The sequence below is a fragment of the Flavobacterium sp. WC2409 genome (assembly GCF_041200085.1).
Classification (GTDB): Bacteria; Bacteroidota; Bacteroidia; order Flavobacteriales; family Flavobacteriaceae; genus Flavobacterium.
This window is the reverse complement of the sequence record NZ_CP165625.1, coordinates 1,056,880-1,079,158: the sequence shown is the minus strand read 5'-3', so window position 1 is coordinate 1,079,158 and position 22,279 is coordinate 1,056,880. Positions and strand designations below refer to the sequence as shown.

The following is a 22,279-nucleotide window of genomic DNA, read 5'->3' as shown; positions in this document are numbered from 1 at the left end:
ACAAAAAAAACCGCTTTAAGCGGTTTTTTTTATATATCCAAAACGTAAATTTATACGTGTAATGCTCTGTTATCAGTAGCTGCTAATGCCGCTTCTTTTATTGCTTCCGCAAAAGTAGGATGTGCATGTGACATTCTTGAAATATCTTCGGCTGATGCTTTGAATTCCATTGCAACCACTGCTTCAGCGATTAAATCAGCTGTTCTAGCTCCAATCATATGAACTCCTAGAACTTCATCTGTTTTTGCATCGGCAAGAATTTTTACAAATCCATCTAAATCTCCACTTGCTCTAGCACGACCTAATGCTTTGAAAGGAAAACTTCCTACTTTATATTCAACTCCAGAAGCTTTTAATTGCTCTTCTGTTTGACCTACTGCAGCCACTTCTGGCCAAGTATACACCACACCTGGAATCAAGTTGTAATCAATATGTGGTTTTTGCCCTGCTAAGATTTCAGCAACCATTGCTCCTTCTTCCTCTGCTTTGTGTGCTAACATTGCTCCACGAACTACATCACCAATAGCATAGATATTAGAAACATTAGTTTGTAAATGATCATTTACTTCTACTTGTCCTCTATCAGAAATTTTTACTCCTGCTTTATCTGTATTTAATCCGTCTGTGTAAGGACGACGCCCTACAGAAACTAATGCGTAATCACCTTCAAGAGTAATGGTTTCTCCTTTAGCATTTTCAGCTTGAACAGTTACAGCATCACCATTTCTTTCAACAGATTTTACTTTATGAGAAACGTAGAATTTCATTCCTTGTTTCTTTAATACTTTAGTCAATTCTTTAGATAATGAACTATCCATTCCTGGAATAATACGATCCATGTATTCCACTACTGAAACTTGCGCTCCTAAGCGTAAATATACTTGACCTAATTCAATACCAATAACTCCACCACCAATAATCACTAAATGTTTAGGAACTTCTGGTAATTTTAATGCTTCCGTAGAAGTGATGATTCTTTCTTTATCAATTTTGATAAAAGGTAAAGAAGATGGTTTAGAACCAGTAGCAATAATGATGTTTTTAGCTTCAATTGTTTCAGTTGTTCCATCCGCTTTTGCAACGGCAACATGAGTCGCATCTACAAAAGATCCCATTCCTTCCAATACTGTAATTTTGTTTTTATCCATTAGGTATTTTACACCTCCTGAAGTTTGGTCCACAACTGCTTGTTTACGAGCAATCATTTTCTCCAAATTTACTTTTACTTCCCCTGAAAGTTCGATTCCATGATCAGCAAAATGTGCTATTTCAGCATAATGATGTGAAGATGACAATAAAGCTTTAGAAGGAATACATCCTACATTAAGACAAGTTCCGCCTAATGTGGAATATTTCTCGATAATTGCTGTATTGAAACCTAGTTGTGCACAACGAATTGCTGACACATATCCTCCTGGACCAGAACCTATAATGACTACGTCAAATGAACTCATAGTATATTTTTTATATGTATATTAATTTTTCGAGCTACAAAATTAAGGAATTAAGTTTTGTTTAAAGTTTAAAGTTCGAGCTTTTTTGTTAAGATTTTGGGCTAACACTGATTATTTATCTTTAAAATTGGTGTTATTATGAAAAAAAAATATCAAATCGTTACTACTGTCGTATTTTTTACCTCACTTATCATAAAAGTACTTTGTGTACTACCTATGTGTTGCAGTGTAGTCAATTTGGTCACCAAAAATTCTCGGTAAGCTTCCATGTCTTTTACAACAATTTTTAATATATAATCATAATCACCACTTACATGGTGGCATTCTAACACTTCATGGAGCTTTACCACTTCACTTTCAAAATGCGTTAGAAATTCATGCGAATGTTGAATGAGTTTTAAATGGCAAAAAACAACAAAGCCCTTCTCTACTTTTGATTTATTAAGAACAACTACATACTTATCAATAATCCCTTCGCGCTCTAATTTTTTTATACGTTCATAAACTGCAGTAACGGAAAGATTGAGCTTTAATGACAATTCTTTATTGGTTCTTTTACTATCGGTTTGTAGTAAAAAGAGCAGTTTTTTATCGGTTGGGTCTAATGTCATTTTGTAGTTTTTTTGGCGAAAGCCATTAAATCACATCAAAAATAGAAAAAAAATCTATTAAAAATAGATATAGTAATTTAAAAAACTAAGTTAAACAGTAAATATTGATAATAAAAACTATATAAACGTACTTTACATTAATAAATAAACCCATAAATAATGGATGAATTAATCACTTTTGGACTTTTATGTTTGACCTCTTTCTTTACCTTGATTAATCCATTGGGTACCATGCCGATTTTTTTAACCATGACCAACGACTTATCGGATCAGGAAAGAAATCACACTGCCAAAAAAGCATCTTTAGTTTCTTTTATTATCATTATAGCTTTTGCATTATCAGGGCAACTCCTCTTTAAATTTTTCGGAATCTCTGTTAATAGTTTTAAAGTAGTGGGTGGCGTTATTTTCTTTATGATGGGAATGGATATGTTACAGGCGAGATTAAGTGCTGTAAAAATTAAAAAAAACGAAGTAAAAACATATGTCAATGATATTTCAATTACCCCATTGGCTATTCCTATGATTTGTGGACCAGGCGCCATTACCAATGCTATTGTTTTAATGGAGGATGCCAATACTTATGCCAAAATAATAATCCTTTTAACTACAATCGCAATAGTTGTTTTCACAACCTATCTCATTTTATTAAGTTCAACAAAAATCATTCAACTCATCGGGCAAACGGGAATCAATGTCATGATGCGATTAATGGGACTTATAGTAATGGTGATTGCTGTAGAATTCTTTTTTAGTGGCTTAAAGCCAATTATACTCGACATCATAAAATAATAATCAAAAAAATAAACCAACATGAAATTCAACCCTGCAGACAACATTCAAGACTTACAGTATTTTGGCGAATTTGGTGGTGTAAACCCATCGATTTCTGACTCTTCAACTTATACCTTTTTATCAGCAAAAACCATGTTTGATACTTTTGAAGGAAACATGGAAGGTTGCTACTTGTACTCGCGTCACTCCTCGCCTAGTAATTTATATTTGGACAAAGCGCTAGCAGCGATGGAGGGGACAGAAACCGCTAATGTATCTGCATCAGGAATGGGAGCCATCACGCCTACCTTGTTACAACTATGTGGAGCTGGTGATCATATCGTTTCAAGTAGAACAATTTATGGCGGAACGTATGCTTTCTTGAAAAATTTTGCTCCGCGACTAGGGATCAAAACTACTTTTGTAGACATTACAAAACTGGATGTAGTAGAAGCGGCTATCACGCCAGATACAAAAGTGCTGTACTGTGAAACAGTAAGTAATCCTTTACTAGAAGTAGCTGATATTGCTGGTTTGTCTAAAATTGCGAAAAAACACAATTTGACATTAGTGGTGGACAATACCTTTTCACCTTTATCTGTAACTCCAATAAAACTTGGTGCTGATATTGTAATTCATTCATTAACCAAATACATCAACGGAAGTAGCGATACAGTGGGTGGTGTGACTTGTGCTTCGCAAGAATTTATAAATAGTTTGAAGGATGTAAATAGTGGTGCAAGTATGCTTCTTGGGCCTACAATGGACAGCATGCGCTCCGCGAGTGTCATGAAAAATATGCGCACGTTGCATTTGAGAATAAAACAACACAGCCACAATGCGGCTTACTTAGCTGCACGTTTTGAAAAAGACGGTTTAAAGACGGTTTACCCTGGTTTAGCTAGCCATCCAAGTCATAAACTATATGCATCGATGATAAATCCAGAATATGGTTTTGGAGGAATGATGACACTAGACGTAGGCACTTTGGCGAAAGCCAATGAATTAATGGAGTTAATGCAAGCGCGCAATTTAGGATACTTAGCGGTAAGCTTAGGATTTTACAAAACGTTGTTTAGCGCTCCTGGAACTTCCACATCAAGTGAAATTCCTCTTGATGAGCAAGCCGAAATGGGATTGACAGATGGTTTAATTCGGTTCTCAATTGGTCTAGACAATGACATTGAAAGAACGTATCAAATGATGAAAACCTGCATGCAGGAACTTTCTATCTTATAATTTTTTTTTAGTTGTTTACTTTGGTTAAATCCGTTTGAGAGCAATCTTGAGCGGATTTCAAATTTTAATTCAAGTGTTATTCTCGGTTTCTCAATCTCTTTTTTTCTCTAAAGAAAGATTTTTCGGCAATGTAAATCGTTTTTTTAACTTCGCAATAAACAGTAGTACAATCAAGATTAGTAAGTTGAGTCACCTTAGTAACTTCAATTTCATTCTCGGTTGCCACTCTACTTAATATCTCCTCTACTTCTTTAACGGTGTAATTAAAATCAGCATACAAATTTTCTTTAGCTGGTTTCTTAAAATATATTTCGGCCGACTTGTCCCAAACCACAAAATCATCACCCAAAAGATGCATCAATTGAATCATAGGAATAGGATCTACTGCTGAAAACATGCTCCCGCCAAATATGGAGTTTACATAATTCTTGTTTTTATAACTAATAGGAAGTTTAATGGTTACATTCAACAAATCCTCTGATATATTTACAATCCTCGCCGTGCTCCTACGATACATAGGTGAATAATTGAAACCATATTTAAAGAGTTTGCTTTTCCCTATGAACCTGCCTCCTAAGTTGGCTAATTTTTTATATACTGACATTCTTTTATTGCTTATTATATAATTCTATATTATTTTTTTTACACTTCTTTATACATGATATAAGTATCTACAAGTCCCAACGTTTTATGTCTAAAACCCTTAGGAGTTGTACCTATGATTTCGAAACCAAACTTTTGCCACAATGCAACTGCTGCTAGATTAGTACTGACAACAATATTAAACTGAATTGCCAAATAACCTTTTTCTTTTGCAAATTTTATGGAATGCTCACACAATAGTTTTCCTATTCCCTTACCATGGTATTTAGGGTTGACCATATAGCTACAATTGGCAATGTGATTCCCTAAATCAATTTGGTTGGGTTTGATAATATAAGTTCCTAAAACTGCTTGATTTTCATCAATAGCCACAAAAGTATCCATATAAGGAGCAAACCAATTTTTATTTAAATCCTCTTTGGGAGTATTGGGATCAAAAACATAAGTATCGGCTGTTTTTATCACTTCTTTGAAAATTTCCCATACTGAATCAAAATCATTTTTTGTGGCTTTTCTTATTTGGGTTGAATTAATCATGTTTAATTTTGTATTAATTTGGCTACATTAATAAAAAACCGTTCTGAAATCAATCAAAACGGTTTCTATAAAAGATATTAGTTTTAGAAAACTACAAATGACTGAGTTTACTATTTTTTCGGCTGAAGCCAAAGTAAATCACCAAACCGATTAGCAACCAAATAGTAAAGTAGATCCAGTTCCAAACGCTTAATTCGGCCATCATATACAAACAACTTACTAATCCTAATAACGGAATCAATGATAAATTATCTTTGAAAGACCAAATTGTCAATCCAATTAAGGCGAATAGGAAAATCCACATTGGAATTTTATGTTTGAACAAGCTAAAACCACTTTCGTATTTTAAGTTAGTATCAATTGGTAAACCAGCAACAACGGTAGCGTATTTTGCATCATCGTCTTGGTATTTACTCAATAAATTTTCTAAATCTGGTTTACCTACACTATTCTTGTCTGTGTCTATACTTACGAGATAGGCATACACTTTTTGAGATTCTTCTTTATTCAATGAAGTAATAATATCTTCCGCTTTATTAATTTGGGTTTCATTAGTAATAAAATCCATTGTTCCTTTATGGTTAAATTGCAATGCATAGAATATTCCTGCAGCCAGCATAAATGGGATTACATACTTAGAATTCACATACGGCGTTTTAAATTTCCCTCTAGGAATATCTTTCTTATTTTGCAAAACTAAAACTCCAGCACAAACCAATACGAAGGCAAATAAAGTACCTATACTACATAAGTCAGTTACCATAGTTAAGTTCAAAAACAAAGCAGGAATAGCCACTACAAACCCAGTTACTACAGTAGCATACGAAGGAGTTTTGTATTTTGGGTGTACCCTTGAAAATCGTTTTGGCAACAGCCCATCACGACTCATACTCATCCAGATACGTGGTTGTCCCATTTGGAAAACTAACAATACACTCGCCATCGCAATTACGGCACTTACTCCAATAATAGCCGACATGATTTTTAAATCTAATTTTTTGAAAACAAACAGTAAAGGATCCCCCACATTCAAATCCGCATAGCTCACCATTCCTGTTAAGACCAAAGCAATTATAATGTACAAAACAGTACAAATAATAATAGCCCACATCATTCCTTTGGGTAAATCACGCTGTGGATTTTCACATTCTTCAGCTGTAGTAGATATGGCATCAAACCCAATATAAGCAAAGAACACGGCCGAAACTCCTTTCAATACACCACTTACTCCATTTGGAGCAAAAGGAGTCCAATTATCAATATCGATATAGAAAACACCTACTGCAATTACCAATAGAATAATACACAGTTTCACTAATACCATCATATTACTGGCATTACGAGATTCTTTCATCCCCCGGTACACTAAGGCTGTAATCAAAACAATAATAAATAGAGCAGGTAAATCAGCAACAAAATGGAAAGAACCTATTGTTGGCGAAGTGGTCCAAGCCATATAAGCAGATTGTAGTCCCGTATTTAAATTCTCAAAAGACTTTCCTCCCTGCATTAAAGCAGTCGCATCTTTGAAACCGTTAGAAGCCGTTAAATAATCCATTTGAGCCCAATCGGCTAGAACCTGTAAATTAAGATGGTAATGATGATTGATATTATTTATGATGTTCTCCATCAAACTCGTAAAGTAATCACTCCACGAAATGGCGACCGTTATATTTCCAATGGCATATTCCATGATTAATGCCCAACCAATAATCCAAGCTATTAATTCTCCAAATGCAACATACGAATACGTATAGGCACTACCAGAAACTGGAACCATAGATGCAAATTCAGCATAGGCAAAAGCAGCAAAACTACACGCTATTGCAGTAAATAAAAATAAAAATATTACTGCTGGACCACCATCAAAACTAGCTTTACCAATGGTACTAAAAATCCCCGCACCAATTATAGCAGCGATACCAAAAGCAGCCAAATCTCGTGCTTTAAGATGTTTTCCTAATGCATTGTGCCCGTCAGCATTATTTTTTTCTACCTGTGCCAAGATATCTTGCACTGTTTTTTTTCTAAATAAACTGGATAGTGCCATAGGTTGTAATTTCTTATTAAAAATTAATATCTTGTAAATTGTTTGCCATTATTCTAACAATAATGCAAGTTTTATTCAAAATCCAAATGTATAAAACAATTTTAATTATCGGTTATTTTAGAGTATATTTTTTATTATATAGTTAAAATAAGTCAAAAATTCATTTTTAACAGAATTAAAAAGTCAATAACTATTATTTAAAAGACAATAAAAATTTAATAAAAGAAACATCTTATTTTTTATCTTTTTAAAAGGCCGTGCTTCTATCCAAATTATTTCAAACAACTTCTCAATATAGTAACAGGATGCTGTGCTTTTCTGTTTGTTCCATCATAAATTTGATGACGACAACTTGTTCCTGCAGCGGCAATAGCAACTTTCGATTCAGTAGCTCTAATTTTAGGAAATAAAGTATCTTCCCCCATTTGCATACTAATATCATAATGCTCTTTTTCATAACCAAAAGAACCCGCCATACCACAGCAACCTGAGTTATAAATAGTCACTTTATTGTTTTTAGGCAAGTTCAACATTGCAAATGTAGCTTCAATAGTACTCAATGATTTTTGGTGGCAATGTCCGTGAATTTTAATTTGTTTGCCATCATTCGAAAACTGGTCTGCATGAATCTTAGCAGCATCGATTTCTCTTTTGAAAAATTCTTCAACAGTCAAACAGTTTTTAGACAATTTTTCGGAAGCAACTTTATCATCTGCAAGTCTGAGATATTCATCTCTAAAAGTTAATATTGCTGAAGGTTCAATTCCTATCAATGGGATTTCAGCTGTTACAATCGGTGCGAAAATTGAAACATTTTTATTGGCAATGGATTTTGCCTCTTCTAGAAAACCTTTAGAGATATACGCTCTAGCACTTTCTTCATGATCAACAACTAGTACTTCGTAACCCAATTCTGTTAATAACTCAAAAGCATCAATTCCTACTTGAACATCATAATAATTGGTAAACTCATCGCAAAACAAAAACACTTGCCCGTTTACAAACGAATCCGTTATTTTGTTTGACTTATTACTTTCTAACCATTTTCTAAATGATTTTGGTGCTAGTAAAGGCACTTCTCTTTTTGGAGCTACTCCCATCCCTTTTTTCACTAAAGGCTGATTGACCATAAAATTAGTCAACGCTGGAAATACACTTCCTAGCTTATTTAGTTTGGCATTATTGGCAAAAATTTTATTTCGAATAGTAAATCCATTTGCCTTTTGATATTGGTATAAAAACTCTGCTTTTAGCGAAGCTACATCTACATTAGACGGGCATTCACTAGCACAAGCTTTACAGCTTACACACAGTTCAAAAACTTCATATAATTCCTTATGATTGAATTTATTGTCTTTTTCTGATTGCGTTAAATATTCTCGCAAAGCATTGGCTCTAGCACGCGTGGTGTCTTTTTCATTTTTGGTAGCGCGATAACTCGGACATAATGTTCCTCCTGCAGATGCTGGTTTTCTACAATCTCCTGAACCGTTGCATTTTTCCGCCAGTCTTAAAATCCCCATACTATCGGAGAAATCCTGAATCGTTTGAATTTCTGGCTCTTCTCTTCCTGGTTCAAAACGAAGGTTTTCATCCATTTTCAAGGCATTGACAATTTTCCCAATATTCAAAACCGAATACGGGTCAAAAGCCAATTTAATGCGCTTTAGTAAATCATAGTTTTTCTCCCCAATCATAAATGGAAGAAATTCTCCTCGCACTATTCCATCACCATGTTCTCCACTCAAGGAACCTCTATATTTTTTGACTAAAACGGCTACTTCGGTAGCAATGTTTCTAAATTGATAAACGCCTTCCTTTGTTTTTAAATTCAAAACTGGACGCAAGTGAATTTCTCCTGCTCCAGCATGCGCATAGTAAATCGCTTCTTGACCGTGGCGTGCCATCATAGCCGAAAAATCAGCAATATAATTAGGCAAATCACTCAATTCTACTGCAGTATCTTCAATAGAATCAGCTGCTTTATTGTCGCCTACAATACTGCCTAAAAGTCCTAAACCAGCCTTACGCAATTCGTTTATTTTATCAATATCACTACCATAAATTTTAGGCAAAGCATACCCAAATTGATACAACTCCAAATCAGCTATTAAAGCATTAGCTTGTGCCTCGGCATCTTCCATGCTTACATAAGAACCTACCTCCATCATGATCACCGCCTTCGGGTCTCCCTGAATAAAAAATCGGTTCTTAGCTTGCTCTCTGTTGGTTTTTGTACAATTTAATATCGTATCATCCATCATTTCACAAGTATATAAATGATGTTTCATCGCGGTCACAACAGCTTCTAAACTTTCCTGAATGGTATGAAAATGAGCTACCACCATCACATTATTCGTTGGTGGCAAATCATCCACTTTCAACGTAACCTCAGTTGTAAAAGCTAGTGTTCCTTCGCTACCACAAAGTAATTTACCCACATTAATTGTAGGTTCATTTCCTCCAAATAAATCTGATTTCAATAATATATCTACCGCATAACCTGTATTTCTACGGTGAATTTCTGGTTTTGGAAATTCCTTTTTAATCTCTTCTTGGGTCGCTGCTACTGATAATTCTTCGTATAACTTTCGGTAAATAGCATTTTCCAAAGAATCCCCTTTGGTTTTTTCGATAAAAGCCTCCGAACTCAATTCGCCAAAAACCACTTGAGATCCATCACTCAAAACAGCTTTAATCTCGACAATTTTATCGCGTGTCACTCCGTATCGAATCGATGTGGTTCCTGATGAGTTATTTCCCACCATTCCACCAATCATACATCTACTGGAAGTGGACGTATTAGGGCCAAAAAATAATCCGTGCGGTTTTAAATATAAATTCAGCTCATCCCGAATAACACCAGGCTGCACCGTTATTGTTTTTTTGGCTGCATCAAAGGAAACAATGTCCGTAAAATGTTTTGAAACATCCACTACTATTCCGCTACCAACCGTTTGCCCAGCCAGTGAAGTACCAGCTGTTCTAGGTGTTAAAGAAATTTTATGTTCTCTAGCAAAATGCATCAATTTCACAATATCCTCAGTGGTTTTGGGCAAAGCCACAGCTTCAGGCATGATTCGGTAGGCCGATGCATCTGTTGCGTATAAAATTTTATGAAGTGTGTCGTATAAAAGTGTACCGTCCAGCGATTGGGATAATGATTCGAACTGTTGGAAAATTGACATGAAATGGCAGTGTTTTAGATAATGTACAAATATAAATAATAGTCCTTTACCTAATCACAAATTCTAACACTCCTTTCGTTTTTTATTTTCAGGAGCAATTCCCACCATCCGCTACACCCTTTTGGGTCTCAAATCCTTTTTCTAGGCGTGTTCAGGAGCTTCCTTTGGTCGCTCTGCCCACCCCAGAAAAAAGTGATTTTCGACCTGCAAAGGGGTTTCACTTCTGTTGGGGCTAGGCCATCTTACACAAATAAAATGATATCGTAATTCTTTGGCAAAGAAATTGCAGCACTATTTTACATATAATTTTATAGTAATTTAGCAGCTATAATTCGCCAAAAAAACTATTTTTGATACTTATAAAAAAGTCCTCCCAATGAACCTTAAAAAATCTTTCTTACTACTCCTATCTAGCTTTCTCCTAGCGTTTTCAGTTGGAAATGCACAGGAAACGACTGTAAACCCAAAAAATGAGTTTAGAGCAGTTTGGATTGCTACCGTAGCAAATATCGACTGGCCTAAAACGAGCACAGATCCAATTGAAAAGCAAAAAGCTGATTTTATTGAAATATTAGACACTTATAAAAAACTAAACTATAATGCAGTAATTGTCCAAATACGAAGTGTTGGTGACGCTTTCTATCCTACAAATTTAGCTCCATGGTCAAAATACTTAACTGGAAAAGAAGGAAAAGCACCTGCTAATAATTTTGATCCTTTGGAATGGATGATTACCGAAGCACACAATAGAGGTTTCGAATTTCATGCATGGCTAAACCCATACCGTGCAACAATGGACTTGAACACGGCTATTTTAAGTCCAACCCATGATTATTATAAACATCCAGAATGGATGATTAAATACGGCGGAAAATACTATTACAATCCGGCGCTACCCGAAGTACAAACCCATTTAGTAGCAATTGTCGATGAAGTAGTAAAAAACTATGATATTGATGCCATTCATTTTGATGATTATTTTTATCCCTACAAAATAGCAGGAGAAAATTTCAATGACACTGCCTCATATAAAAAATACGGAAACGGATTAAGCTTAGAAGATTGGCGACGATTGAATGTCAACAATTTTGTAAAATATACGTCTTACGCCATAAAAACGAGAAAACCATGGGTACAATTTGGTATCAGTCCATTTGGAGTTTGGCGTAATAAATCAGTAGATCCAAAAGGATCTGACACACAATCGGGGCAAACGAACTATGATGATTTATTTGCTGATCCAATGGCTTGGATGGAAAACAGCTGGGTTGATTATATCTTGCCTCAATTATATTGGAGTATGGATCATAAAACCGCTTCGTATACCAAACTATTAAAATGGTGGTCTGAGAACTCAAAAAATACCGCAGTCTACATCGGAAATGGTAGTTATAAAATCAATACCGATTCAGACCGAAGATGGTTTAATCCAACAGAAATTCCAAACCAGATTGATGTAACTAGATCGTATAAAAACATCAATGGAAACGCTTTTTTTAGTGCGAAATCATTTGTGAACAGAAATAAAGCTGTTACCGATTTATTATTGGAAAATCAATACAAATATCCAGCGCTTCCGTATGTAGTCCCTAATTCTAAAAAAATAGTAATTGACATCCCCACTGTATGTAATGCAACTAGTAATAGTAGTTGTTCTACCTATACACTCAATTATCCATTGAATAGCAAGATTCGTTACGTTATGGTTTATGAAGCTAAAAATGGTGCCAAATTAGATCTTAATGACCCTAGTCAAATTATTGATAAAATTGCTTTCAAAGAAAAAAAGGACACTATTTCTATAGTTATTCCAAAGACTACTGAGGATAAAAATACTACTTATGCAGTATCCTTTATTGACTTTTTTGGTAATGAAAGTAAGGCTACACAAGTAAGCACCAAAACGGATAAAAAATCAAACCAAAGCGCAATGAATAATGGAAGTAAATAATAGACCTTGGTATTGGATACCTATTTTAAACTTTGCCTCGGGACTACCATACGCTATTATTATTTCGGTTTCGGTAATCATGTACAAGAATCTGGGAATCAGTAATGAAGATATTGGAATTTACACCAGTCTTTTATATCTTCCTTGGGTTATAAAACCATTATGGAGCCCCTTTATCGATTTGTATTCTACCAAAAGAAAATGGTTTTTGGCAATGCAATTACTCATCTCTATTGCCTTTTTAATCGTAGGATTATCCATTCCCATGAATCATTTTTTCTTGATTAGTTTGGCTGTTTTTTGGGTCGCTGCTTTTGCATCAGCATCCAATGATGTGGCTAGTGATGGTTTTTATTTATTGGCTCTGGAGAAAGACCAACAATCTTTTTTTCTAGGAATACGCAGTACTTTTTATCGCCTTTCTATGCTTACTGGAAATGGCTTAATTGTAATTATTGGTGGCTATCTAGAACAAGAATATGGAGACAAACAAAAAGCGTGGTCCTATACGATGATTATAGTTGGATTACTAATGACTTTAATTACTATCTACAATTATTTTGCTACACCAAGAACTGAAAAAGCGATTGTAAAAAATTCAGTAGAAGCTAAAAAAGCAAGTTTTTCTAGCGTATTTTCTAGCTTTTTTCAAAAGAAACAAATCGGTATTGTATTAGCTTTTATCTTATTATTTAGATTAGGCGAATCTCAATTATTAAAAATGCTAACTCCTTTTTTAATTGATGATATCAATGCAGGCGGACTCGGTTTAACTACCCAAAATGTAGGGATTATTTACGGGACTTTTGGTGTGCTATCATTAACGATTGGCGGAATTATTGGCGGAATTGTAATTTCGAGAGACGGTCTTGGTAAATGGATGTTACCTATGTTTCTAGCCATGCACTTACCAATCATTGGTTTTATACTCCTTGCTCATTTTCATCCTGCATCAGTGTATTATATTTATGCCACCGTTATTGCAGAACAGTTTGGTTACGGTTTTGGATTTGCTGCTTTTATGATGTACTTAATCTATGTTGCTGATGGCGAATCAAAAACCTCCCACTACTCTATTGCAACTGGGTTCATGGCGTTAGGAATGATGTTACCTGGAATGATTAGTGGATACATCCAAGAATATTTAGGCTACGGAAACTTCTTTATTTGGGTTTTCTTAGCTACAATTCCAGGATTAATTTTATCTCGTTTCTTGATATTCCCAAAAGAATACGGAAAGAAATCAGCATAAGTTTATGGATGAAACGGATTTACTTCATAAGACCCGGTAAAATGCCGATTTTAAAAAATAGCCACTAATTCACTGATTTTAATATTAATTAGTTTTAAAAAATCAGTGAATCTGTGGCAAGAAATAACAGCAAATATTTTCATAAATGACTTTAGAACAAAAAATAGGGCAATTCTTTTTTCCTGCCGTTTTCATCAATGACACCGAAGAAAACATTCAGGCAATTGAACAACTCATTACAAAGTACAACATTGGTGGATTGACTTTTTTTCATAGTAGAGCCAGTGCAGCAACCAACTATGAAACGAAGAAAAAAATTGTTTTTAATGACGATAGTTACCAACGTTTAAAAGACTTAATTGTTCGTTACCAAAAATGTGCTCCTACGCCACTTTTGATGAGTATTGATGCCGAATGGGGATTGGCCATGCGTGTAGAAAAAACACCGCAATATCCTTATGCTATAACTTTAGGAGCTTTACCGGAAAGTGAATCACACTTGGTTTATGAAGTAGGAAAACAAATTGGATTGGATTTAAAATCAGTAGGAATTCATTATAATCTAGCACCTTTAGCGGACATCAATAACAACCCAAATAATCCCGTAATTGGCTACCGTTCTTTTGGTGAAAACAAAGAAAAAGTAGCTCATTTTGCTCTTGAATACCTGCGTGGAATGAATGATGTAGGTGTACTAGGTTGCCTTAAACATTTCCCCGGTCATGGAAATACTAATGTAGATTCGCACTTGGGATTACCCGTTTTAAAGGAAAGTTTAGATGAATTATTGGAAAATGAACTATATCCTTTCATTAAAGGAATTGAAAACCAAGTAGACTCAATCATGATTGGTCATTTGGCGGTGCCTGCTTTGAATGATGGAAAAGATACTTCGGCCACTTTATCGAAAAACATAATCGAGGAACTTTTACGAAAGCATTTAGGATATGATGGCTTAGTGATTTCGGATGCCTTGAACATGCACAGTGTATCAAAACTGTATGATATTAAAGGCCAACTGGAATGGGAAGCCTTTAATGCTGGAAATGATGTATTGTGTTTTGCCGAAAATGTTCCCGAAGGAATTCAAGAAATCCTAAAAAATGCTAGTCCAGAACGCATTGAAGCCAGTTATAACCGACTGATGCAATGCAAAGAAAAAGTGGGAATATTAAATTCAAATTCTGAAATTAATACCACTTTAGATTTTGAAACTGCTGCAGTTTTAAATCGAAAAATAGCACAATATAGCATTACAAAAATCAAAGACAGCAACAATACCGAAATTGTTTTGGATGCATCCAAAAAAGGAAAATTAGCTAAAATCAGTCTTTATAGACCTATCGACAATGTCTTTTTTAAGACTTTAAGTACTTCTATTCCTTCATCAGAATTTGCGATAGAAATAGGCACAGAAGAAGCGCTATTAGCATTAGAAAAAAAACTAAGTGATTACGATACTTTACTTATTGCATTATTTGTTCTAAAAGCAAAACCGATGAATAATTTTGATATTGATAAGGCCGTTTTGGAATTTTTAGAAAAAATATTCATGTCCAAAAAATGCATATTATATGTCTTTGGAAACCCGTATTCAATGCAAGTAATTCAAAATATATCTTCAGCGATTGGACTTGTACAAGTCTACCAAGATTTTAAGGAATTTCAAGAAAGCGCAGCATTACAATTAATAGAGAATCTAGACTGTAAAGGAACTCTGCCAGTGCATATTGAAGGAATTTAGTTTGATTTTTAGAATCGAATAAAATCTGCTTTTTTACAATGAATTATTCGAATAAAATTCAATTAAAACCATCGATATTAAAACAAAATCAATGTTATTTTTTGATTATTAAAAAACAACATTGATATCCTCAAAACCATGTTATCCACAAAAAGTGAAGTTAGGTTAATGCCTCTTTTTTTATCTATATTGCAAACTCAAACACTATAGAATGGATACAAAAATCATTAGAAACAAAGAATTATCAATAACAGAAGCCTTAATTCCAGTTCTTGCTCTTATCTTACTTTTGGGTTATAATGTATCGGTTTATGGTGACGAAGCCTTAAGCGGAAGCAATCAATTTGTTTTATTATTAGGTGCTGCCGTTGCTGCTATTGTTGGTTTTTTCAATAAAGTGACCTATCAAAAAATGATGGAGGAAGTTGCCGAGAATATTAAATCTACGGTAGGTGCTATCCTCATATTACTTATGGTTGGTGCATTGGCAGGAACATGGCTCGTGAGTGGTATTATCCCCTCTATGATTTATTATGGTTTACAAATATTAAGTCCTGCTATCTTTTTACCTGCTACTTTAATTATTTGTTCCATTATATCTATTGCCACAGGAAGTTCTTGGACCACCAGTGCCACTGTGGGTATTGCTTTAATAGGCGTGGGTGGTGCCTTAGGTTTTGATTTAGGAATGGTGGCTGGTGCAGTAATATCAGGAGCTTATTTTGGAGACAAACTTTCCCCCATGTCAGATACAACTAACCTTGCCCCTGCAATGGCTGGAACCGATTTGTTTACTCACATTCGATACATGACATTAACTACTATTCCAACTTACATTATCACCTTAATTCTATTCATTATTTTAGGATTAACTATTGATATTAAAGGAGATGTAAATATTGCTAGCCTATTAAATGATATTGAAGGTACTTTTACCGTATCGGCATGGTTATTTTTAGTTCCTGCTATTGTTATTGGACTAATCATTAAAAAAACGGAGCCGTTAATTGCGCTTTTGGCAGGAACATTATTGGCCGCAGTCTTTGCAATTATCTTTCAACCACATATTTTAAATCAAATTGCGGGTGTGGAAGCTATGACATTTAAATCAGCATACAAAGCTGTGATGGATGCCATTACTGGCAAAATAATTATCCCTACGGAGAATAAAACTTTGGCTGATCTGTTCACCTCAGGTGGCATGCAAAAAATGTTAGGAACGATTTGGTTGATTCTTTGTGCTATGGTTTTTGGCGGAATCATGGATGCAATTGGCGCTTTGGCCAGAATTAGTCAGACCTTATTGAAATTAGCACATACAACGTTTGGACTTTTTGCCTCCACTGTAGGAAGTTGTTTGGCACTGAACATCACTGCTTCCGATCAATATTTAGCTATTGTAGTTCCTGGAAAAATGTTTGCGAAAGCGTATAAAAATAAAGGTTTAGCACCCGAAAATTTAAGTAGAACACTAGAAGATTCTGGTACTGTTACATCCGTATTAATCCCGTGGAATACTTGCGGTGCCTATCAATCAGGAACATTAGGTGTTTCAACGTTTGATTATTTACCGTATGCTTTCTTTAATATTCTAAGCCCTTTTATGACCTTAATTTTTGCCGCTTTCAATATTAAAATTAGACAATTAGCAACTGATAAAAAAAATTAGTAAAAAAACACTTTAACTATTTTAATATAAAAAACACTAAAACCATGACTAACTATTAGTTATGGTTTTTTGGTTTATATTAATAATCAAAAACTATTACTATATAAAAATTTATAATTGAAATTGATTACTCATAACCTCTGTTATTCCCTACTTTTGCACCATCAAAAAATTAATAATAAAAATAGAATTATGTCATTAGTAGGAAAAAAATTCCCAAGTATTGCAGTTGATGCTATCTCAGAAATGGGAGACAACATGAAAATCAACATTTTCGAAGAAGCTACAAAAAACAACAAAAAAGTATTATTATTTTGGTACCCAAAAGACTTTACTTTTGTTTGCCCAACAGAACTACACGCTTTTCAAGCGGCTTTGCCTGAATTTGAAAAAAGAAATACAATTGTAATTGGTGCTTCATGTGATACAAACGAAGTACACTTTGCTTGGTTAAATACTCCAAAAAACAACGGTGGAATTGAAGGTGTTACTTACCCAATTCTTGCAGATACGAACAGAAACTTATCTAACATCTTAGGTATCCTTGATATTGATTCAACTGAATATAGTGAAGAAACTGATTCAGTTATGATCGAAGGATCTAATGTTACTTTTAGAGCGACGTACTTAATTGACGAAACTGGGAAAATTTTCCACGAAAGTGTTAACGATATGCCATTAGGTCGTAACGTAAACGAATACTTACGTATGGTTGATGCCTATACTCATATTCAAGAAAAAGGTGAAGTTTGCCCTGCAAACTGGGAAGCTGGTAAAGAAGCAATGAGTGCTGACAGAAAAAGTACTGCTGAATACTTAAGCTTAAACTAATTTCTTAGGAGTTACAAAGTCTCAAAGTTGCAAAGCTCTTGAGTAGCTGAGTTACAAAGTTTCTAAAACTTTGAGACTTTGTAACTATTCAACTTTCAGACTCAATAAAAACCTTTGCAACTTTGCATCTCTGCAACTTTGAACCTAAAAAAAAACATATGTTAATCGATTTAACCGAAGATACTTTAGCTGATTTAGTAAACCAAAACAATAAAGTTGTTGTGCAATTTTCGGCTTCATGGTGTGGTAATTGCCGAATCATGAAACCAAAATTTAAAAAATTAGCGACTGAAAATGAAGCAATCACTTTTGTACTAGTAGATGCCGAAAATTCACCAGAATCAAGAAAACTAGCTAACGTGAGTAACTTACCAACTTTTGCAACTTTTGTTGACGGTAAACTGGTAAATGAAACGCAAACAAATAAACAAGAAGTACTAATTGAATTAGTGAATGAAATTGTTTAAATTTTTTGTTTAAATTTTATCGCTTCCAGATTTTGTCAACCTGTTTACTATTAAGCGCAATAACAATTTCCAAACAAGCTAAAACTTTAAACTTTTAAAACTTTAAACCTTAAACTAAAAGAAAAAAATGAAATTACCTGTAATAAAGCATCTCACCCAATTTATAGAAGATAACGATCAAGATTATATCATAGAAACGATTGATGTTCTAGAAGCAATGACAGAGATTCCTTCATTGAAAGACGAAGAATTAGATGTTATAGGAGAACTAATTTCGAATATGTACGGCGCTATTGAAGTACACAAAATGATTAAAAATGGGACTGATAAAAAAGAAGCACTAAACACTTTTATGAAAAGAGTACTAGGTTCTATAGATAAATAAAATCAATTCTTTACAAAATAATCAAAAAAACGCACTTAGAAATAAGTGCGTTTTTTTTGTTTAAAAGATATTGTCCCTAAAAGACATTCGGGTACAACAGTTTGCAATTGTTCTAAAATCTTAGCGCTTAAAACCTAATTCTTAAATAATTTTCATACTTTTGAACCTTAACAAAAAACAAAAAAAATGGCTTCAATTACATTAGGAGGAAATCCAATACATACATCAGGTGAATTACCAAAAGTAGGAACTAAATTAGCTGATTTCAAATTAATACAAAACGACCTTTCAGTAGCTTCATTAGTTAGTTTTGCTGGAAAAAAATTAGTCTTTAATATTTTCCCTAGTATAGATACAGGAACTTGTGCAACATCTGTTAGAAAATTTAACGAAAGTGCAGCAAAATTAGACAACACAGCTGTTTTATGTATTTCAAGAGATTTACCATTTGCTCAAAAACGTTTTTGTGGAGCTGAAGGAATTGAAAATGTTGTTAACTTATCTGACTTTCAAGCAGGAGATTTTGGTAAAGCAAATGGTTTAGAAATTGTTGACGGTCCATTGGCTGGTTTACACTCTAGAGCACTTATAGTAACGGATGCTGATGGAACTATCCTTCATACAGAACAAGTTGGCGAAATTGCTGATGAACCAAATTACGAAGCTGCATTAGCAGTACTATAATAAGAAATTAATGGAGTTTCAAAAAGACAATACTTTCTTTACGGGAAGATTAAAAAGCGTTACTTATGCTTTCAAAGGAGCAGTAAAATTAATTAGTACGGAACACAGTATAATGGTTCAATTTTCCCTTGGAATCTTGTTGACTGTTGCTGGTTTTTACTTTGGTATTTCATCAACAGAATGGCTTTTTCAAACTATGGCCATCGGTTTAGTAATGAGCATTGAAGGATTAAATACTGCTGTAGAAAAAATAGCAGATTTTATTCATCCTAATTATCATGAAAGAATTGGTTTCATAAAAGACATTGCTGCTGGTGCTGTATTTTTTGCAGCTATTACAGCAATAATAATCGGTTTAATCATATACATGCCTCGATTTCTATAGGCATAAGACAACCCAGAATGGCAAAAACAACAAAAAAAGAACCTGTAGACAAGAAGAGTAATCCAAAAACTAAAGTTGGAAAATCATGGGAATTAACGAAACAACACAAAATTGTTTTGGGGAGTTTACTTATATTATTTTCTATAGCTTTACTAGTTGCTTTTATTTCCTTTTACCTCCATGGACAAGAAGATCAAAGTGCCGTTTCTCAACTGACAGATCGCTCTGAAGTTGTCCAAAATTGGTTAGGAAAATTTGGTGCTTATTTAGCTGATTTTATTGTTTATAGAGGTTTTGGTTTGGCTTCCTTCCTATTTGTCCGTTTGTTTTTCTTAACAGGTATTTATTTAATTGTAGGTATCTCAGCTAGAAAATTGAAAGGAATTTGGTTTTGGGATTTATTTGCCCTTATCATTGTTTCTATATTATTTGGTTTTTTTGCCACATCATTACCTGAACTGGGAGGAACAGTAGGGTACGAATTGAATTTATTTTTACAAGATTATATTGGAAAAACAGGAACCCTACTTACTTTACTTTTTGGGCTGATTATTTATGTGATTTTTAAAATTAAATTATCGCCTGAAAAAATCATGTCCTTTTTTGAAAATACCAAAAAAGAAATAAAAACGGATTTAAACACAGCTCCAACAACTAAAGGTGAAAGTGCTTACAACCTAGAAGAGTTTGCCGTTGCTGAAGAAAATGGATTAGAAAATATCGAATTAAAACCAAAAGCGTCCCAATTCGAAATTAATAAAGAAGCATTGAAACCAACCATTTCACATTCTTCCGAAATCAATTTGGACCCTGTTTTGAAACCAAATCCAGTTCAATCCAAACCTATTGAAGAAATACCTTTAGATACCTTTGTTGTTGAAACAGCACCAGAGGAAGATCTTATCGAAGAAAATCTAGCTTCAAGATTGGTTTCTGACTTTGGACTATTTGATCCTACTTTGGATTTATCCAATTACAAATACCCAACAATCGATTTATTAAAAGAATATTCAACTGGAGGAATCACAATCAATCAGGAAGAATTAGAAGAAAATAAAAATCGAATTGTTGATACATTACGCAATTACAAAATTGAGATTGCACAAATTAAAGCAACTGTTGGACCATCGGTAACTTTATATGAAATAGTTCCAGAGGCTGGAATTAGAATTTCGAAAATTAAAAACCTAGAAGACGATATTGCTTTATCACTATCGGCATTAGGGATTCGTATCATTGCTCCTATTCCTGGAAAAGGAACAATAGGTATCGAAGTTCCAAATAAGAATCCAACTATGGTTTCTATGAAAAGTGTTATTGGTTCCGCTAAATTTCAAGAAGCCGAAATGGAGTTGCCAATTGCTTTAGGAAAAACAATTTCTAACGAAACATTTGTTGTCGATCTAGCCAAAATGCCCCATTTATTGATGGCAGGTGCTACTGGACAAGGAAAATCTGTTGGTTTAAATGCAGTTCTTACTTCATTATTATACAAAAAACATCCAGCAGAAGTTAAATTTGTTTTGGTTGACCCTAAAAAAGTAGAGCTAACTTTATTTAATAAAATTGAAAGACATTACCTCGCTAAACTTCCTGATACTGATGATGCAATTATTACAGATAATGCTAAAGTAGTAAACACTTTGAATTCTCTTTGTGTGGAAATGGACAATCGCTATTCTTTATTAAAAGATGCTATGGTCCGTAACATCAAAGAATACAATGATAAATTCAAAGCTAGAAAATTAAATCCTGAAAATGGACACCGTTTTTTACCTTACATCGTTTTGGTGGTGGATGAATTTGCCGATTTGATTATGACAGCAGGAAAAGAGGTTGAAGTACCTATTGCTCGTTTGGCTCAATTGGCACGTGCTATTGGAATCCATTTAATTATTGCCACTCAAAGACCGTCAGTAAATGTAATTACAGGTTTGATAAAAGCCAACTTTCCTGCTAGAATCGCTTTTCGAGTAACATCGAAGATAGATTCAAGAACAATTTTGGACACCCAAGGAGCAGATCAACTGATTGGACGTGGAGACATGCTTTACACCAATGGGAATGATGTAGTCCGCGTACAGTGTGCTTTTATTGATACACCTGAAGTAGAAAAAATAACTGATTTTATAGGTTCACAAAAGGCATATGCTACCGCTTATTTACTTCCTGAGTTTGTGGGAGAGGAAAGTGGCATTAATCTTGATATGGATATATCCGATAGAGATACTTTGTTTAGAGAAGCGGCCGAAATCATTGTGAATGCACAACAAGGCTCAGCATCATTGTTACAAAGAAAACTAAAATTGGGTTACAACAGAGCCGGCCGATTAATTGATCAACTTGAGGCAGCTGGAATTGTAGGACCCTTTGAAGGAAGTAAAGCACGTAGTGTTAACATTCTAGACATGAGTTCTCTTGATCAATTTTTTAACAATGAACAAAATAATTAAAA

The 22,279-nt window shown here is 34.2% G+C and carries 18 protein-coding genes; 12 read left to right on the top strand and 6 right to left on the bottom strand.

Annotated elements, in window-relative coordinates; genetic code table 11:
* Positions 1 to 50: 50 nt before the first annotated feature.
* Both lpdA and AB3G34_RS04705 read right to left on the bottom strand, forming a co-directional pair.
* Complete coding sequence (gene lpdA / locus AB3G34_RS04710; protein WP_369753600.1) at positions 51 to 1,454, bottom strand: dihydrolipoyl dehydrogenase; 1,404 nt, start codon at positions 1,452 to 1,454, stop codon at positions 51 to 53.
* Between the two features lie 152 nt (positions 1,455 to 1,606).
* Entirely contained in the window at positions 1,607 to 2,065 is a 459-nt protein-coding gene (locus AB3G34_RS04705) for an Lrp/AsnC family transcriptional regulator (protein WP_367752553.1), read from the bottom strand.
* A 159-nt stretch (positions 2,066 to 2,224) separates the two neighbouring features.
* Between AB3G34_RS04705 and AB3G34_RS04700 the strand changes: the two genes are divergently transcribed.
* Positions 2,225 to 2,857, top strand: coding sequence for a MarC family protein (locus tag AB3G34_RS04700; RefSeq protein WP_369753599.1), 633 nt, complete (start codon positions 2,225 to 2,227; stop codon positions 2,855 to 2,857).
* A 21-nt stretch (positions 2,858 to 2,878) separates the two neighbouring features.
* Positions 2,879 to 4,078, top strand: coding sequence for an aminotransferase class I/II-fold pyridoxal phosphate-dependent enzyme (locus AB3G34_RS04695; protein WP_369753597.1), 1,200 nt, complete (start codon positions 2,879 to 2,881; stop codon positions 4,076 to 4,078).
* Positions 4,079 to 4,154: 76 nt separating this feature from the next.
* On the opposite strand, the gene AB3G34_RS04690 is transcribed toward AB3G34_RS04695, so the two are convergent.
* The 4 genes from AB3G34_RS04690 to AB3G34_RS04675 form a co-directional block, all read right to left on the bottom strand.
* Positions 4,155 to 4,682 carry a PaaI family thioesterase gene (locus tag AB3G34_RS04690; RefSeq protein ID WP_369753596.1) on the bottom strand — a complete coding sequence of 176 codons (528 nt, stop codon included), beginning with the start codon at positions 4,680 to 4,682 and terminating at the stop codon, positions 4,155 to 4,157.
* Positions 4,683 to 4,720: 38 nt separating this feature from the next.
* Positions 4,721 to 5,218, bottom strand: a complete 498-nt coding sequence (locus AB3G34_RS04685; RefSeq protein WP_369753595.1) for an N-acetyltransferase family protein — start codon at positions 5,216 to 5,218, stop codon at positions 4,721 to 4,723.
* A gap of 91 nt (positions 5,219 to 5,309) precedes the next feature.
* A complete protein-coding gene (locus tag AB3G34_RS04680) occupies positions 5,310 to 7,268 on the bottom strand; it encodes an amino acid permease (protein WP_369753594.1) in 1,959 nt (652 codons plus the stop codon).
* A 272-nt stretch (positions 7,269 to 7,540) separates the two neighbouring features.
* Entirely contained in the window at positions 7,541 to 10,456 is a 2,916-nt protein-coding gene (locus AB3G34_RS04675; RefSeq protein WP_369753593.1) for an FAD-binding and (Fe-S)-binding domain-containing protein, read from the bottom strand.
* Positions 10,457 to 10,832: 376 nt separating this feature from the next.
* On the opposite strand from AB3G34_RS04675, the gene AB3G34_RS04670 reads away from it, so the two are divergent.
* The 10 genes from AB3G34_RS04670 (at position 10,833) to AB3G34_RS04625 (ending at position 22,277) form a co-directional block, all read left to right on the top strand.
* The gene (locus AB3G34_RS04670; RefSeq protein ID WP_369753592.1) at positions 10,833 to 12,407 is read left to right on the top strand and encodes a glycoside hydrolase family 10 protein; all 1,575 of its coding nucleotides are present in this window, start codon (positions 10,833 to 10,835) and stop codon (positions 12,405 to 12,407) included.
* Positions 12,394 to 13,659, top strand: coding sequence for an MFS transporter (locus AB3G34_RS04665; RefSeq protein ID WP_367769223.1), 1,266 nt, complete (start codon positions 12,394 to 12,396; stop codon positions 13,657 to 13,659). The genes AB3G34_RS04670 and AB3G34_RS04665 overlap by 14 nt, the downstream gene beginning before the upstream one ends.
* A gap of 145 nt (positions 13,660 to 13,804) precedes the next feature.
* On the top strand, positions 13,805 to 15,403 hold the full coding sequence (locus AB3G34_RS04660) for a glycoside hydrolase family 3 protein (RefSeq protein ID WP_369753591.1): 1,599 nt from the start codon (positions 13,805 to 13,807) through the stop codon (positions 15,401 to 15,403).
* A 211-nt stretch (positions 15,404 to 15,614) separates the two neighbouring features.
* A complete protein-coding gene (gene nhaC / locus AB3G34_RS04655) occupies positions 15,615 to 17,072 on the top strand; it encodes a Na+/H+ antiporter NhaC (protein ID WP_369753590.1) in 1,458 nt (485 codons plus the stop codon).
* Positions 17,073 to 17,264: 192 nt separating this feature from the next.
* On the top strand, positions 17,265 to 17,903 hold the full coding sequence (locus AB3G34_RS04650) for a peroxiredoxin (protein WP_367752531.1): 639 nt from the start codon (positions 17,265 to 17,267) through the stop codon (positions 17,901 to 17,903).
* A gap of 158 nt (positions 17,904 to 18,061) precedes the next feature.
* Complete coding sequence (locus AB3G34_RS04645; protein WP_367769214.1) at positions 18,062 to 18,370, top strand: thioredoxin family protein; 309 nt, start codon at positions 18,062 to 18,064, stop codon at positions 18,368 to 18,370.
* 127 nt (positions 18,371 to 18,497) lie between these two features.
* Complete coding sequence (locus AB3G34_RS04640) at positions 18,498 to 18,755, top strand: hypothetical protein (RefSeq protein WP_367752527.1); 258 nt, start codon at positions 18,498 to 18,500, stop codon at positions 18,753 to 18,755.
* A gap of 186 nt (positions 18,756 to 18,941) precedes the next feature.
* Positions 18,942 to 19,439 (top strand): thiol peroxidase, encoded by a 498-nt coding sequence (gene tpx / locus AB3G34_RS04635; RefSeq protein ID WP_369753589.1) that lies wholly within the window; start codon positions 18,942 to 18,944, stop codon positions 19,437 to 19,439.
* A 10-nt stretch (positions 19,440 to 19,449) separates the two neighbouring features.
* Positions 19,450 to 19,824 (top strand): diacylglycerol kinase family protein, encoded by a 375-nt coding sequence (locus AB3G34_RS04630; protein ID WP_367769209.1) that lies wholly within the window; start codon positions 19,450 to 19,452, stop codon positions 19,822 to 19,824.
* A gap of 17 nt (positions 19,825 to 19,841) precedes the next feature.
* On the top strand, positions 19,842 to 22,277 hold the full coding sequence (locus tag AB3G34_RS04625) for a DNA translocase FtsK (RefSeq protein ID WP_369753588.1): 2,436 nt from the start codon (positions 19,842 to 19,844) through the stop codon (positions 22,275 to 22,277).
* Positions 22,278 to 22,279: the final 2 nt, after the last annotated feature.

Excerpts from the sequence above, each read along its gene's own strand:
- AB3G34_RS04675 (WP_369753593.1), bottom strand. The coding sequence starts at position 10,456 with ATGTCAATTTTCCAACAGTTCGAATCATTATCCCAATCGCTGGACGGT.
- AB3G34_RS04685 (WP_369753595.1), bottom strand. The coding sequence starts at position 5,218 with ATGATTAATTCAACCCAAATAAGAAAAGCCACAAAAAATGATTTTGAT.
- AB3G34_RS04700 (WP_369753599.1), top strand. The coding sequence starts at position 2,225 with ATGGATGAATTAATCACTTTTGGACTTTTATGTTTGACCTCTTTCTTT.
- AB3G34_RS04690 (WP_369753596.1), bottom strand. The coding sequence starts at position 4,682 with ATGTCAGTATATAAAAAATTAGCCAACTTAGGAGGCAGGTTCATAGGG.
- nhaC (WP_369753590.1), top strand. The coding sequence starts at position 15,615 with ATGGATACAAAAATCATTAGAAACAAAGAATTATCAATAACAGAAGCC.
- AB3G34_RS04665 (WP_367769223.1), top strand. The coding sequence starts at position 12,394 with ATGGAAGTAAATAATAGACCTTGGTATTGGATACCTATTTTAAACTTT.
- AB3G34_RS04640 (WP_367752527.1), top strand. The coding sequence starts at position 18,498 with ATGAAATTACCTGTAATAAAGCATCTCACCCAATTTATAGAAGATAAC.
- AB3G34_RS04670 (WP_369753592.1), top strand. The coding sequence starts at position 10,833 with ATGAACCTTAAAAAATCTTTCTTACTACTCCTATCTAGCTTTCTCCTA.
- AB3G34_RS04680 (WP_369753594.1), bottom strand. The coding sequence starts at position 7,268 with ATGGCACTATCCAGTTTATTTAGAAAAAAAACAGTGCAAGATATCTTG.
- AB3G34_RS04650 (WP_367752531.1), top strand. The coding sequence starts at position 17,265 with ATGTCATTAGTAGGAAAAAAATTCCCAAGTATTGCAGTTGATGCTATC.
- AB3G34_RS04660 (WP_369753591.1), top strand. The coding sequence starts at position 13,805 with ATGACTTTAGAACAAAAAATAGGGCAATTCTTTTTTCCTGCCGTTTTC.
- AB3G34_RS04630 (WP_367769209.1), top strand. The coding sequence starts at position 19,450 with ATGGAGTTTCAAAAAGACAATACTTTCTTTACGGGAAGATTAAAAAGC.
- AB3G34_RS04625 (WP_369753588.1), top strand. The coding sequence starts at position 19,842 with ATGGCAAAAACAACAAAAAAAGAACCTGTAGACAAGAAGAGTAATCCA.
- AB3G34_RS04705 (WP_367752553.1), bottom strand. The coding sequence starts at position 2,065 with ATGACATTAGACCCAACCGATAAAAAACTGCTCTTTTTACTACAAACC.
- AB3G34_RS04695 (WP_369753597.1), top strand. The coding sequence starts at position 2,879 with ATGAAATTCAACCCTGCAGACAACATTCAAGACTTACAGTATTTTGGC.
- tpx (WP_369753589.1), top strand. The coding sequence starts at position 18,942 with ATGGCTTCAATTACATTAGGAGGAAATCCAATACATACATCAGGTGAA.
- lpdA (WP_369753600.1), bottom strand. The coding sequence starts at position 1,454 with ATGAGTTCATTTGACGTAGTCATTATAGGTTCTGGTCCAGGAGGATAT.
- AB3G34_RS04645 (WP_367769214.1), top strand. The coding sequence starts at position 18,062 with ATGTTAATCGATTTAACCGAAGATACTTTAGCTGATTTAGTAAACCAA.